The 13768-nt window shown below is 30.4% G+C and carries 12 protein-coding genes; 10 read left to right on the forward strand and 2 right to left on the reverse strand.

The genetic code is table 11. The features are described from left to right. Position 1: 1 nt before the first annotated feature. The 9 genes from KQI42_RS08190 (at position 2) to KQI42_RS08230 (ending at position 9728) form a co-directional block, all read left to right on the forward strand. Positions 2 to 877, forward strand: coding sequence for a ParB/RepB/Spo0J family partition protein (locus tag KQI42_RS08190; RefSeq protein WP_216518684.1), 876 nt, complete (start codon positions 2 to 4; stop codon positions 875 to 877). 57 nt (positions 878 to 934) lie between these two features. After that, on the forward strand, positions 935 to 1831 hold the full coding sequence (locus KQI42_RS08195; protein WP_216518686.1) for a PhzF family phenazine biosynthesis protein: 897 nt from the start codon (positions 935 to 937) through the stop codon (positions 1829 to 1831). A gap of 101 nt (positions 1832 to 1932) precedes the next feature. Beyond that, on the forward strand, positions 1933 to 2883 hold the full coding sequence (locus tag KQI42_RS08200) for a calcium/sodium antiporter (RefSeq protein WP_216518687.1): 951 nt from the start codon (positions 1933 to 1935) through the stop codon (positions 2881 to 2883). A gap of 279 nt (positions 2884 to 3162) precedes the next feature. Further along, entirely contained in the window at positions 3163 to 4509 is a 1347-nt protein-coding gene (locus KQI42_RS08205; protein WP_216518689.1) for an alanine/glycine:cation symporter family protein, read from the forward strand. A gap of 107 nt (positions 4510 to 4616) precedes the next feature. Further along, positions 4617 to 5255, forward strand: coding sequence for a cyclodeaminase/cyclohydrolase family protein (locus KQI42_RS08210; protein WP_216518691.1), 639 nt, complete (start codon positions 4617 to 4619; stop codon positions 5253 to 5255). Between the two features lie 101 nt (positions 5256 to 5356). Continuing rightward, a complete protein-coding gene (gene ade / locus KQI42_RS08215; protein ID WP_216518693.1) occupies positions 5357 to 7081 on the forward strand; it encodes an adenine deaminase in 1725 nt (574 codons plus the stop codon). Positions 7082 to 7155: 74 nt separating this feature from the next. Continuing rightward, positions 7156 to 8298: an aminotransferase class V-fold PLP-dependent enzyme gene (locus KQI42_RS08220; protein WP_216518695.1), complete on the forward strand. Its 1143-nt coding sequence runs from the start codon at positions 7156 to 7158 to the stop codon at positions 8296 to 8298. A 14-nt stretch (positions 8299 to 8312) separates the two neighbouring features. After that, positions 8313 to 8825 (forward strand): DUF4446 family protein, encoded by a 513-nt coding sequence (locus KQI42_RS08225; RefSeq protein WP_216518697.1) that lies wholly within the window; start codon positions 8313 to 8315, stop codon positions 8823 to 8825. A gap of 18 nt (positions 8826 to 8843) precedes the next feature. After that, positions 8844 to 9728 (forward strand): diacylglycerol/lipid kinase family protein, encoded by an 885-nt coding sequence (locus tag KQI42_RS08230; RefSeq protein WP_216518698.1) that lies wholly within the window; start codon positions 8844 to 8846, stop codon positions 9726 to 9728. 52 nt (positions 9729 to 9780) lie between these two features. Here the strand turns inward: KQI42_RS08230 and yyaC are convergent, their stop codons facing one another. Beyond that, the gene (gene yyaC, locus KQI42_RS08235) at positions 9781 to 10368 is read right to left on the reverse strand and encodes a spore protease YyaC (RefSeq protein WP_216518699.1); all 588 of its coding nucleotides are present in this window, start codon (positions 10366 to 10368) and stop codon (positions 9781 to 9783) included. A gap of 502 nt (positions 10369 to 10870) precedes the next feature. On the opposite strand from yyaC, the gene KQI42_RS08240 reads away from it, so the two are divergent. Continuing rightward, positions 10871 to 12307, forward strand: a complete 1437-nt coding sequence (locus tag KQI42_RS08240; protein ID WP_216518700.1) for a M23 family metallopeptidase — start codon at positions 10871 to 10873, stop codon at positions 12305 to 12307. 65 nt (positions 12308 to 12372) lie between these two features. On the opposite strand, the gene KQI42_RS08245 is transcribed toward KQI42_RS08240, so the two are convergent. Beyond that, a complete protein-coding gene (locus tag KQI42_RS08245; protein ID WP_246566284.1) occupies positions 12373 to 13671 on the reverse strand; it encodes a S8 family serine peptidase in 1299 nt (432 codons plus the stop codon). Positions 13672 to 13768: the final 97 nt, after the last annotated feature.

Raw genomic sequence — 13768 nt, forward strand, 5'->3', positions numbered from 1 at the left:
CATGGCTGTTAAAAAAAGGGGACTTGGGAAAGGATTATCAGCATTAATTTCAGAAGAACCTATAGGTGATGTTTTAATTAGTCAGGAGTCGGAAGATTATAGAGAGAGTATAGAGAATATAGATATAAAATTAATTATACCAAATAAAGAACAACCTAGAAAAGAATTTGACAAAGATGCTTTAGAAGAGTTATCTCAATCAATAAAGACTCATGGAATTATTCAACCTATAGTAGTTAGAAAGGCTGATGATAAATATGAAATAATTGCGGGGGAAAGAAGATGGAGAGCTTCAAAAAAAGCAGGATTAGAGGATATTCCCTGCATTATTAAAGATATAGACACTGAAATGTCTACAAAACTAGCTTTAATTGAAAATATCCAAAGAGAAAATTTAAATCCTATAGAGGAAGCTTTAGCTTATAGAAAATTAATGGAAGATTATAAATTGACTCAAGAAGAAGTTGCTAAAGTAGTAGGTAAGAGTAGATCTTATATTGCGAATACCATAAGATTATTAAATTTAGATCAAAAATTGATCAATTATATATCTGAAGGGAAACTTACTAGTGGTCATGGAAAGGCACTTTTAAGTATAAAAGATAAAAAAGAACAAATTAAGGCAGCAGAAAATATTATCAATAATAATCTAAATGTAAGAGAAACAGAATCTATTGCGAAGAAAACTAATATTAAGCCTTTAAAAAAGGAAATATTGAGCAATAAAGACGCATATATAATAGATTTAGAAGAAAGTTTAATGAGAGCGCTAGGGACAAAGGTTAATTTAATTCCTGGAGCTAAAAAGGGTAAAATTGAGATTGAATATTATGGAGATGAAGACTTAGAAAGAATAATAGAAACATTGGTAAATTAAATGTTCCACGTGAAACATTTTGGTTTTCACTTAGTTCTCTAGAAAGGAGAAGACATTATGGAAATAAATATTTATCAAGTAGATGCCTTTGCTGAGAAGCCTTTTGGAGGAAATCCAGCTGGAGTAGTGCCAGATGCTAGACTTCTGACTGAAGAACAAATGCAAAATATAGCTAGAGAAATGAATTTATCTGAAACTGCGTTTATAATTCCTATAGATAAAAATTACTATAAAGTTAGATTTTTTACTCCAAAATGTGAGGTAGATTTATGTGGTCATGCTACTATTGGAGCTTTTTATACTTTAGCCTTAAAAGGATATTTGCCATCTATATATAATGGGACAAGAAAAGTTTATCAAGAAACAAAGGCTGGAAAATTGTGTGTAGAAATAACTTTTAAAAACGGTAAGGTAGAGCAAGTATTAATGGAACAAGCTAGCCCAAAATCTATTTCTAAAATAGACAATTTAGAATTTTTACTGGAAAGTATAAATTTAACTAAAGATCAAATTGGTATAAAGAATTCCTTTGTCTACCCTGAAATAATTTCTACAGGATTGCCAGATATTATTTTACCTATTAATAATAAAGAAGATTTAGATAGTTTAAAGATTGACTTTGGAAAGATATCTAAGTTGTCTAAGGATCTTAATGTAACAGGAGTGCATGCTTTTCATCTACCAGATTTCAATTCTAGAAAGGTATATACTAGAAATTTTGCACCTCTAGTAGGTATTGATGAGGAAGCAGCTACAGGTACTTCAAATGGAGGGTTAATATACTTTCTTAAGAAAAATGGATTTATTAAAAATAATAGTATAATTTCTATGCAGGGAAGCTCTTTAAATAGACCTAGTACAATTCATTGCTATATCCAAGAAAAACAAAATAGTTATAATGTTAAAGTTGGAGGTAAAGCCAAAATAGTACTAGAAGGAATAATGAGTATATAAGCCAACCTTGTTAGGTTGGTTTTGTTATTTATGTTTGTAATAAAAAAAGATGATGTCCCATATTAATAGATAATAGATTTTATTAATTTGAGGTGAATAGAATGGAAATAAGTATGGTCTTTATTATGTTTTTTATTGGACTATTGATAACAGTAAAAGGTGGCGACCTGTTTGTAGATGCCGCAGTTTGGATAGCTGAAAAAACTGGAATATCTCCTGTAATAATTGGAGCTACTATTGTCAGTTTAGCTACTACTTTGCCAGAGCTTTTTGTTTCTGCTATAGCAAGTATAGAAGGCCATTCTGATGTATCTGTGGGAAATGCTATTGGCTCCTATATATGTAATATTGGTTTTATAATAGGAGTATGTGCCTTAATAAAACCTATGAAGATAGAAAGCAAATATTTTGGAGCTAGAGGTATTATGATGCTAGGATATTTAGTTGTATTCTATGTTTTGGCACTAGATGGTGTTATAACTTCTAAAGAAGGAATGGCTTTATTATCTTTAATAATATGGTTTATAATTATTAATATAATAGAGCATAAGAAAAAGAATTATAAAAAAATTATAAATAATAATATAAATAATAGAGATAATAGAGAACTCGTAACTAATTTATTAAAATTTATATTTGGGGCATTACTAATACTTGTAGGGGCTCACATTATGGTAGATAAAGGGGTAGAAATAGCTAATATTCTAAGGATACCAAAACAAATCATAAGTTTGACCTTAATTGCATTAGGAACTTCTTTTCCAGAATTAGTAACTTCTATATCATCCATAGTAAAAGATAAACAAAATCTATCAATAGGAAATATAATAGGAGCAAATATTTTGAATCTAACTATTGTAATGGGAATTTCAGCAATAGTAAGTCAACAAGGACTAATAATTAATAGACAATCTTTATTTTTAGATGTTCCTGTAGCATTTTTAATAAGCTCAGTTTTTGTATTAGCTGGAACTTATAAAAGAAAGATTGGAAGAATTACTGGAGCCATTATTCTAATTTTATACTTTTCTTATTTAATGATTTTACTTTAATGATGTGGATCAAAATAAACAAAATTAACCAACCATATTGGGTTGGTTAATTTTATTTAAAAAGGATGTATATGACGATTAATTAAATTATTGCCTAATGGAAAGAAGAAAAGGCTATATTGCAACAACTTGGCATGGGAAAGCTATAAAAAGTTTAGTAATATAGTACATTTTTTAACATAAAATTACTTATAGGACTACCAAAATCTATAGATATATGTTATATTATATGGTGTATTAGAGTTGTAATCCATTAAACTATTATGAGGAGGTAGACTTATGGGTATTCAAGGATTTGTAGATGCTGTAAATGATAATTTGTGGTTTATCTTGATGTTTATATTATTAGGTACCGGAATTTATTATACTCTTAGATTAAGATTTCCACAATTTAGACAAATAGGTCCAGCATTTAAACAGGCCTTTGGAGGTATGTTTAGCAAAGATAACAAAGCAGATCAAGATGGTATGACTTCTTTCCAAGCTTTAGCAACAGCTATAGCAGCTCAAGTAGGAACAGGAAACTTGGCTGGTGTTGCTACAGCTATAGTTTCAGGAGGTCCAGGAGCAATATTTTGGATGTGGATAAGTGCTTTATTTGGAATGAGTACCATATTTGGTGAAGCCGTTTTAGCCCAAAAATATGCAGATAGAATAGATGGAGAAGTAACAGGTGGTCCTGCATATTATTTAAGCAAGGGTGCAAAAAGTAAATTTTTAGCTACATTCTTCGCTATCACTATTATACTTGCATTAGGATTTGTTGGTAATATGGTTCAATCTAACTCAATAGCAGTAGCGGTAAATAGTGCTTTTGGAATTAATAGATTAATTGTTGGTATTGCAATAGCTGTATTTGCAGGATTAATCTTAATAGGGGGTATGAGTAGAATAGCTTCCTTTGCTGAACTAGTAGTACCTTTTATGGCTGCACTTTATATTATTGGTGCTATTGTAATAATGATTAAAAATGCTTCACAAATAGGACCTGCTTTTAGAATGATATTTTTAAGTGCATTTTCTCCACAAGCTCTTGGTGGAGGTATTCTAGGAGTTTCCGTAAAGGAAGCTGTAAGATTTGGTGTTTCTAGAGGACTTTTTTCCAATGAAGCTGGTATGGGTTCTACACCACATGCCCATGCAGTAGCTAAAGTTGCTCATCCAGCACAGCAAGGTTTAGTAGCTATGGTTGGAGTTATTATAGATACTTTAGTAGTTTGTACTTTTACTGCATTAGTTAACTTGGTTACAGGCTCACATGAATTAGGAATAACAGGAGCTGAGATGACTCAACAAGCCTTTACTTTAGGTCTTGGCAGAGCAGGAACTATATTTATAGCAGTAAGTTTATTTTTCTTTGCTTTTACAACTATAATTGGATGGTATTTCTTTGGAGAAGCCAATATTAAATATCTGTTTGGTGGAAAAGGAGTTAAACCTTATAGATTATTAGTATTATTATTCTTAGTAATAGGTTCTACACTAGATGCAGAATTAGTTTGGGATATAGCAGATATGTTTAATGGAATTATGGTATTGCCTAACGTTATAGGGTTATTAATATTAGCACCACAAGCAGCAGCTATACTAAAGGATTATGAAAACAATTTCCTTAGACAAAAATAACTTTAATACAATAGTGTAATTAGAAGATGACTTTAAAAAGGGAGCAAAAATATTTTTGTTCCCTTTTATATAATTTAGTGTAAACTATAATTATAGGGGGTGTTTTTATGTTTATTGATAAAAGTTTAAAGGAATACATAGGAGATGTTTCAAGTAATGAACCTACTCCAGGAGGGGGGAGTGTTTCGGCACTAGCTGGTAGCTTAGGAGCAGCACTAACTGCTATGGTAGGTAATCTAACTATTGGAAGAAAATTATACGATGAACTGTCTGATGAAATTAAACAGGAAATGGATAGAAACTTTGGGGAAGTTGGAAAGAGTGTAGAAAAACTAAATCATATTGTAGACGAAGATACTAAAGCTTTTGATGAAGTTATGGATGCTTTTAAACTTCCAAAAGAAACGGATGAAGAAAAGAAAGTTAGATCTAAAGCTATCCAAGAAGGATATAAGAAAGCGCTAGAAGTTCCTTTAAGGTGTGCTGAAGAATGTTTTCATGTATTAGAGATGCAAAAAGTTTTTGCTAGATATGGAAATGTTAATGCTATAACTGATGTAGGAGTAGGTACATTATTAGCTTATTCAGGTCTAGAAGGAGCTCTTTTCAATGTAAAAATAAACTTACTTAGTATAAAAGATGAAGAATATAGAAACAGCATAGACTCAAAAGTCAATTCTTTATTAAATGAAGGTAAAAAATTGAAAGAATATTTATTAGAAGTTGTATATGAAAGATTGGCATAGAGAAGGGAAACCTTCTCTTTTTCTTTCTTTATTTGGGCATATAATGTATCATAATATTATAATATCTAATAAGATAAGAAGAAGGATTTAGGGGGTATAAAATGTTAAAGGAAGATTTAAAAAATCTTATAAGAAAATCTAATGGTCGTGAGGATAGTGAACTAGTTTTAAAAAACTGTAATATTATAGACGTATTTACTAGCGAAATTATAAAAGGTGATGTGGCTATAGAAAAAGGTAAAATAGTAGGTATAGGAGAATACACTGGGAAAAAAGAAATTGATTTAGAGGGGAAATACTTAGCTCCTGGTTTTATAGATAGTCATGTTCATATTGAGTCTTCCATGTCAACACCTTCACAATTTGCAAGGATAATAGTACCTAGAGGAGTAACTACTATAATTGCAGATCCACATGAAATAGGAAACGTTAAAGGGTTAGAAGGAATAAGATATATAATAGAGGATAGTAAGAACTCTCCATTAGACGTATATATAATGCTTCCTAGTTGTGTTCCTGCTACATCTTTTGAAAATTCAGGAGCTATATTAGAGGCTGAAGATTTAAAAGAATTAATAGAAGAAGAAAAGGTTATTGGACTAGGAGAAATGATGAATTATCCTGGGGTTATTAATGGTGATGATAAGGTAATAGAAAAACTAATTTTAGGAAGAAAAAAGATTATTGATGGTCATGGACCTATGATAGATGGAAAAGACTTAAATGCCTATGCAGTATCGGGCATAAAGACAGAACATGAATGTTCCACTGTTGAAGAAGTTAAGAGCCGTTTAAGACTTGGCATGTATATACTACTTAGAGAAGGTTCTGCTGCTAGAAACTTGGCTGCTTTAATAAAGGCGGTTAATAAAGATAATTTAAGAAGATTTCTATTCTGTACTGATGATAAACATCCAGAGGATTTAATTAGGGAAGGCTCTATCGATTTTAATATTAAATTAGCAATAAAGGAAGGAATAAATCCTATAGATGCAATAAGAATTGCTACATTAAATGCTGCAGAATGTTATGGACTAAGAAATAAAGGTGCTATAGCTCCAGGGTATGATGGAGATTTAGTAGTAATAGACGACTTAGAGGCTTTCAATATAGAAAAAGTATTTAAAAATGGTAAACTAGTAGGAGAACATTATAAGCCATTATTTCAATCTGATATATATACTCCAGATTATATGAAGAATACAGTAAATATTGGGAAAATTGAACTTAAAGATATACAGATTCCAATGAGATCAAACAAAGCCCATGTAATCAGCCTTAGAGAAAATAGCATAGTTACAGAAAAAGTTATAAGAGAAGTTAAGGTGAAAGACGGATACTTTAGTTATTCTAATGAGGATATTTTAAAAGTTGTTGTAGTAGAAAGACATAAGAAAACTGGAAACATAGGTGTAGGATTAATTGAAAACTTTAAGTTAAAAGAAGGTGCTATAGGGTCAACAATAGCTCATGATTCCCATAATATAATAGTTATAGGAGATAATGATAGAGATATTTTATTAGCCATAGAAGAGCTAGAAAGAATTGGTGGAGGAATTACTATCGTTTCCAATGAAAAGGTGATTAAAAGTTTACCTTTAGAAATAGGCGGTATAATGACATCAAGACCTGTAGAAGAAACCAATAATATTTTAAAGGAAATGATAGAAATTTCATATGAAGAATTAAAGATAAATAAAGATATAGATCCTTTTATGACCCTTTCATTTATGGCACTGCCAGTTATACCAAAACTTAAAATTACAGATATGGGTCTATTTGATGTAGAAAGTTTTCAATTTGCACAAGTTTCTTTAGATAATTAAATTTATTGTTTATCAATTATTAAAAGAATTATATGATATAATTATATGGTAAAAAAAGATGGGGGTGGAGTAACTTGGTATATTTTGATAATGCAGCTACATCTTTTCCCAAACCCAATACGGTCTATGATGCAATAATGGAGGCTATGAAAGACTATGGAGCTAATCCAGGAAGATCTGGACATAAATTAGCTCTTAAATCTAGTAGAGGTATATTTGAAACTAGGGAATTGATTGCTAAACTTTTCAACATTAGAAATCCTATGAATGTTATATTAACTTTTAATTGTACGGAAAGTTTAAACTTAGCTATAAAAGGTATATTAAAAAGAGGAGATCATGTTATAACAACATCAATGGAACATAACTCTGTTTTGAGACCATTAAAATACCTAGAGAAAGAAGGTATTGAAACCACTATAGTTAAAGGGGACTCCATGGGAAGAATAAATCCATTGGATATACAAAAAAGTATAAAACCTAATACTAAATTAATAGTTACAACCCATATATCTAATTTAACAGGAACCATTATGCCTATAGATGCTATCGGGAAAATTGCAAAAGAACATGGAATTTTTTATTTAGTAGATGGAGCTCAATCGGCAGGGGTATATGATATTGATGTAGATAAAATGAATATTGATATGTTGGCTTTCCCAGGACATAAATGTCTTTTTGGACCACAAGGAACCGGAGGATTATATGTTAGGGAAGGTATAGATATTGAAGATGTTTTTCAAGGAGGAACAGGAAGTATCTCTTATTCATTGGATCAGCCTGATATTAGACCAGATAAATATGAAAGTGGAACTCCTAATGCACCGGGGATTATTGGTCTTGGTGCTGGAATTAAATATATTTTAGACAGAGGTATAGACAATATAAGAAGCCATGAAGAAGAATTGACACAGCATTTTATTGAAGAGATAACTAAAATTGAAGGAATAAAAGCTTATGGACCGCTAAATGTTAAAGAACAAGGTGCTGTTGTGTCTCTTAATATAAGAGAAGAGGACTCTTCGGAGATCAGCTTTGTATTAGATGAAGAATATGATATTGCAGTAAGACCGGGATTGCATTGTGCTCCCCTTGCTCATAAAACAATTGGAACTTTTGAACAGGGAGTAGTTAGATTTAGCTTTGGTCCTTATAACACTCATGAAGAAATTGAATTTGCTGTAAAAGCTTTAAGGGAAATAGCTAGAGAAATATAGAAAGGAGAAAACCTATGGAGCAGCTAAGAGAAATTATTGCAATTTATAATGTAGAAATCATAATTGGACTTATGGCAGCTTTTTTTGTATTAATATTACTTTATCTAATAGCTGAAATAAGAATCTCAAGAATAAAGGAGAAATATAATCAACTAGTCCGAGGAGTAGATGGTTATAATATAGAAGAACTACTAATAAGGACTGGAGAAAATGTTGAAAGAGTACAACATAATCTAAATAAATTAGAAAACGATATGAGTGATTTGGAAACTAAACTAACTTTTGCTGTTCAAAAAATAGGTTTTGTAAGATATAATGCTTTCGCAGATATGGGAAGCGAACTTAGCTTTTCTATTGCCTTATTAGATAACTTCCTTAATGGTTTTGTAATAACTAGTATATATGGAAGAGAACATTCTACTTGTTATGCTAAACCGATAAAAGATGGGAAATCTATATATCCACTATCAGTAGAAGAAATGCAAGTTATAGATAGAGCAATTAGAGGAGAATATAGCGAAAATTAGTTTAACCCAGGAGGAGCTATGGACAATATACTTTTTATAATAAATCCTGTTGCTGGTGGAGGAAGAACAAAAGAGATAATACCTTTGATTAAGGAAACTATGGAAAAACATGAAAAAGATTATCAAATAATGTTAACTAGCAGACCTAAGGAAGCCATAAACATTGCAGAAGACAATGCACATAAATTTAAAACAGTAGTAGCAGTAGGTGGGGATGGAACAATAAATGAAGTGGCTAAGGGATTAATAAATGAGAATAAGGGCACTTCCCTAGGAATTATTCCTGGTGGTACAGGAAATGATTTATCTAGAAGTTTAAATATTCCTTCTAATCCAAAAGAGGCTTTGGAAATACTGGTTAAGGGTAATAAAAAAAATATAGATGTAGGTCTTATAAACGATCATTACTTTTTAAATATAGCCAGCGTTGGATTAGATGCCGAAGTAGTAATTAATACAGAAAAAGTAAAAAAGAAGGTTAAAGGAAAAACAGCTTATGTAATAGGGTTGTTTAATACTCTTTTTAGATTTAGAAATAAAGAGGTTATATTAGAAATTGATGGGAAAACCTGTAAGAAAGATATAATGTTAATAGCAGTAGGAAATGGCAAATACTATGGAGGAGGTATGAAAGTAGTTCCTATGGCCTCCGTAGATGATGGACATTTCCATATGTGTCTAATAAAAAACGTAGGGAAACTTAAAATTTTATTTCTATTTCCCTCTATTTTTAGGGGAAAACATACTAAATATAAGAAATATGTAGAAGTTCATAAAGCTAAAAATATAAAGATAAAAACAGAGAAGGAGCTTTATTTAAACTTAGATGGAGAAGTTTTTCCTATAAAAAATGAAGCTTTCTTTACTATAGTAGATTATAAATTAAATATAATTTGTGATTAAAGTAGCCATTTCGGCTACTTTTTTGTAATTTAAATAAGTATCAAAAAATAAATTAATATGTACATTCTTTGTCTTTCTCTGCATAAAATTTGAATAAAGCAGAATGTATACTTTTAGATATTATTTCTGCCATACTCATTACAATAGATAGCCTAGTGTTTTGCAATACCATATACTCCATCATTCCTCCTATGTTGACTACTCCAGTTATGCTAATATCTCCAACAGCAGGTAAGTTTTTATTAACTCCTGCACCTGGCTTTAACGAGGAGTTTTTTATGCAAACATAGCCTACCTTATCTTGCCTACCAAGTGATGCATCTACAGCTATTATAAAAGGGTCTTTGTAGTCATCGTTTAAATTATCAATAATCTTTTCAAGATTTTGAGCATGAACAGGAGAATCTAAAGTTCCTAACAGGTGAACATTTTTATAATTACTCAAAACGGAAGATAGTTTATGACCTACTAATGGACCTAAGGCATCTCCAGTAGATCTATCAGTTCCAATACATAATATTAATAGTTCTCTATCTACGTTAACTTTATCAATTAAATAATTAAAAATTAAATTTGAAAAATTATTTACTGCAAAAGGAGAAGCAGAATTTACGTAATTACTTTTAACTATAGGATTCATATTAAACCTCCTATTGATCTTTATAAAAATGTAGTACGATAAAAAAGCATAAGCCTTTAGTATATTTCTATTACATAATAGAAGACAATAGAAGTATTTCCAATAATTAAGATATAAATACTTATAATAAATATAGTAAATAAAAGTATAATAAATTGGTAAAAAGTTAAGAATTATAATATTTATAAGATGATTAATGATTATAATACATTATTTCAAAAACTTTGTTTCATAAAAATAAATATTATTAAATATTTGTAACAAAAAATTATGAAATATTTATGTAAATGGAAATATATAGGTAGAACTATTGAAATTAGCTGAAAGTAAATGGAAAGAATAATAAAAAGTATATAGAAGATACTATGTAATACTAGACAGGCTAGCAAGTTGAAAAATTTTTGTATTGTGTTATAATTAATCATATTGTTACAAATTGATTACAAAAGTCTTAAAGATATGATTTTAAGGCAAGCTAAAGGTTAGGAGGAACTTTAAATCCATGGATGAACCAAATCGTTTGGAACTTAAGATTATTGTGGCTAAAGAAAGAATAGCAAATTTAATTAATGACATAAAAAATCATAAACTTAAAAACATAAATTTAAAGAATAGTTTAATAGGCTTTATGCTACTAGTAATAGTAGGACTAGGAATTACAGGGTATAAAATCAATGAAATTAGAACAAGAGCTTTTGATGTATACTTTGGTAATAATAAAGTAGGAACTATTAGACAACAAGAAGAAGCTTTAGATATATTAGATAATTTAAAAGCTGATTTATCTAGTACATATAATGTAGATGTGGTAATCAACAAAGATATTAAATTTGAACAAACTCATGTGAAGGATGACTTAATTACTTCTAGTGTTCAGTTAAGAGAGAATATGAAATCTAAAATGAGTTTTTTAGTAAGTGGTTACGTTTTATTAGTCAACAATCAAGAGATAGGTGCCTTAAAAACAGAAAAGGAAGTAAAAAATATTATTGAAAAAATAAAAGAACCATATATATCTAAGGTTGAAGAAAATTCTAAAATAAAAGAAGTTAAGATTCTTGAAGATGTTCAGATAGTTAAGAAAGATGTTCTTTTAAATAAAATGAAAAGTTCAGAAGAATTATTAAAATACATAGAAACTGGCTCAGAAGAAATAAAGACTCATATGGTAGAAGTTGGAGAGAGTCTATGGACTATAGCTAAAATATATAATATGTCTGTAGATGACTTAATTGCAGCTAATCAAGATAAGAATCCAGAAAAGTTATATCCAGGAGATGAAATTAAACTTGTAGTGCCAAAATCTATGCTTACGGTGGCTACTATTGAAGAAGTTGAATACACTGAAAATATAAATTATGATGTAAAAATAGAGTATAATGAAAAAATGTATAAAAATGAAAAAAAGGTTAAGGTAGAAGGTGCTAAAGGGAAAAATCAAATACTAGCCAATGTTATAAAACATAATGGTGTTCTTGTTGAAAAGGAAATAATCAAAGAAGAAATAGTGGAAAAACCGATAGATGAGGTCGTAGTTAGAGGAACTAAAGAAGTGCCTAAAACTGTTGCTACAGGATCCTTTTTAATGCCTACTAGAGGAAGTATATCTTCAAGATATGGTATGAGAAATGGCAGGATGCATAAAGGTTTAGACATAGCTGCAAAAGTAGGAACCCCTATTAAAGCTGCTGATGGAGGAAAAGTTGTTTTTTCTGGTTATAAAGGGAATTTTGGCTATATGGTAGAGGTTGATCATGGCAATGGCTATAAAACTAGGTATGCTCATTGTAGCAAACTTTTAGTTAAAGTAGGAGATAAGGTTTATAAAGGTCAACATATAGCTAATGTAGGGAACACTGGTAGGTCTACAGGACCTCATCTCCATTTAGAAATATTAAAAAATGGAACAAATCAAAATCCAATTAAATATGTAAACTAGAGGAAGGTCAACTTCCTCTTTTTTATGTTTAAATATAGTTTAAAGTTCAATAATAGGAACCTTTTCTATATCTTTGAATCTAATAAAAATATTATTATTAGCAATATTAAAAAACTTTCAAAAATATCTCCTTCAAAGAAAGCTGGAGTTGTTGATGGAGGTTTCGAAGGCTTAGAAGGTTTTCTTCTTCCTGATTGTTGAACACCATCATCAAACAATATTTTTAAGTTAAGCATACCTGCGCCTTGATTTTCTTTAGAATCATTAAGATCTATACAAGATCTAGCAATCTTATTTTTTACTTCTCTTGGAGAAAGATTAGCATTTTTATTTAAAAGAAGAGCCACGCTTCCTGATATTAGCGGTGTAGCCATAGAAGTTCCACTTAGAGCAAGATATCCATCTAGTTTTGTATTAGACAGAGATTTTATATTTACTCCTGGAGCCACAATATCAGGCTTTATTAGACCATCTTTAGTAGGACCTCTACTGGAAAAAGAGGCAATGGTATCATCTGATGGATCTATAGTTCTTTTATCATCAACAGCACCAACAGTTATAACTTCTGAGCTAATGCCAGGAGATAGTATGGTTCCTTCATTTGGTCCGCTATTTCCTGCAGCGGTTATTACTATTAGTCCATTTTTTACAGCTTCTTGTGCAGCTTTACATAGGGGATCTTTTTGACAAGAATTATTAGGGGGACTTCCTAAAGAAAGATTAATTATTCTTGTGTTATATTTATTTTTAGTTTCTACTGCATAGGATAGAGCTGCTATAATATCAGATGTATTTCCACTTCCATTTTCATCTAAAGCTTTGATACCTAGTATGTTAGACTTAGGGGCTACTCCTGTATATTTTCCTTTAGATGCATACCCATTTCCCCCGATGATTCCTGCTACGTGTGTACCATGACCATTATCGTCATAAGGAGAGTCTTTACCATTTACAAAGTCTTTAAATCCAATAATTCGGTTATCAGGTCTAGTTAAATCCTCATGAGGAGCTACACCTGTGTCTATAACTGCTACAGTTATTCCTTCACCTTCATAACCTTTTTCATGAGGGAAATATGCTTCCATGGTAGGTGTAGCAATATCTAGTAAAGTATATACTTTTGAATCAAAACTAATGTAATCTACTTCTGGGCTATTAGCTAATTTATAGATTATATCAGTAGTCATGTGCCCAGCAAACCCTTCTATTAGAGGCAGGTTTGATTTTATTTTTGTAGATAAGTTTGAAATATTCTCCTTAAGATTTGAACTATTTTTATTAAATTGGATTATTACAGGCAATTCCTCTCTAGATTGAGCCATAACCTTGGCACTTAAAATTGGACATAGTTTAGAATTACTCATTTTTCTCACTATTACCACCTTCCTTGTTCTATTCTATGCTTAAAAAAAATAAAATGTGCCGAAAAGAACAAAGACTTCTATGGTAAATATGATGAAT

Source organism: Tissierella simiarum (genome assembly GCF_018917865.1).
Lineage (GTDB): Bacteria > Bacillota > Clostridia > Tissierellales > Tissierellaceae > Tissierella_C > Tissierella_C simiarum.